General features: G+C 69.0%; 1 pseudogene. It reads right to left on the bottom strand.

The annotated features are described in order from the left end of the window. Positions 1-31: 31 nt before the first annotated feature. A pseudogene (locus tag IE99_RS0128535) lies at positions 32-400 on the bottom strand (integrase core domain-containing protein); the annotation flags it as partial. Between the last annotated feature and the right edge of the window lie 94 nt (positions 401-494).

Raw genomic sequence — 494 nt, forward strand, 5'->3', positions numbered from 1 at the left:
GGGGCTTCCCCCCGAGATGTGGACACCGGTTTCATGCGGCGGCGGTCAGGTTACCTGTGGTGTTCTCGTAGTTGATGGGTGAGGTGTGGCCGAGGCGCGAATGCCGGCGGCGGGTGTTGTAGCGGGTGATCCAGCGGAAGACCTGCAGGCGGGCGGTGTGGGCGTCGGGCCAGTGGCGGGTGCCTTGCAGGGTTTCGCGTTTGAGGGTGGCGTTGAAGGCTTCGGCGGCGGCGTTGTCGGCGCTGGTGCCGACCGCGCCCCGCGACGGGGTCACGCCGAGCCGGTCGCAGGTCGCGGTGAATTCGCGGCTGCAGTATTGGGCGCCGTTGTCGCTGTGGAAGATGGCCCCGTCCAGCCGTCCGCCCCGGGTTCGGGCTGCGGCCTGCAGCGCGTCGGTGAGGCGCCCCGGATCTTCCGGACAGGTCCCCAACTAGGGTTGGGGAGAACCGGAAGGGAAGGTCGTTGGCACGACAGAGGCGGCATTTCACCCAGGA

This window comes from Spirillospora albida (genome assembly GCF_000718255.1).
In the GTDB taxonomy this organism is placed as follows: Bacteria; Actinomycetota; Actinomycetes; order Streptosporangiales; family Streptosporangiaceae; genus Spirillospora; species Spirillospora albida.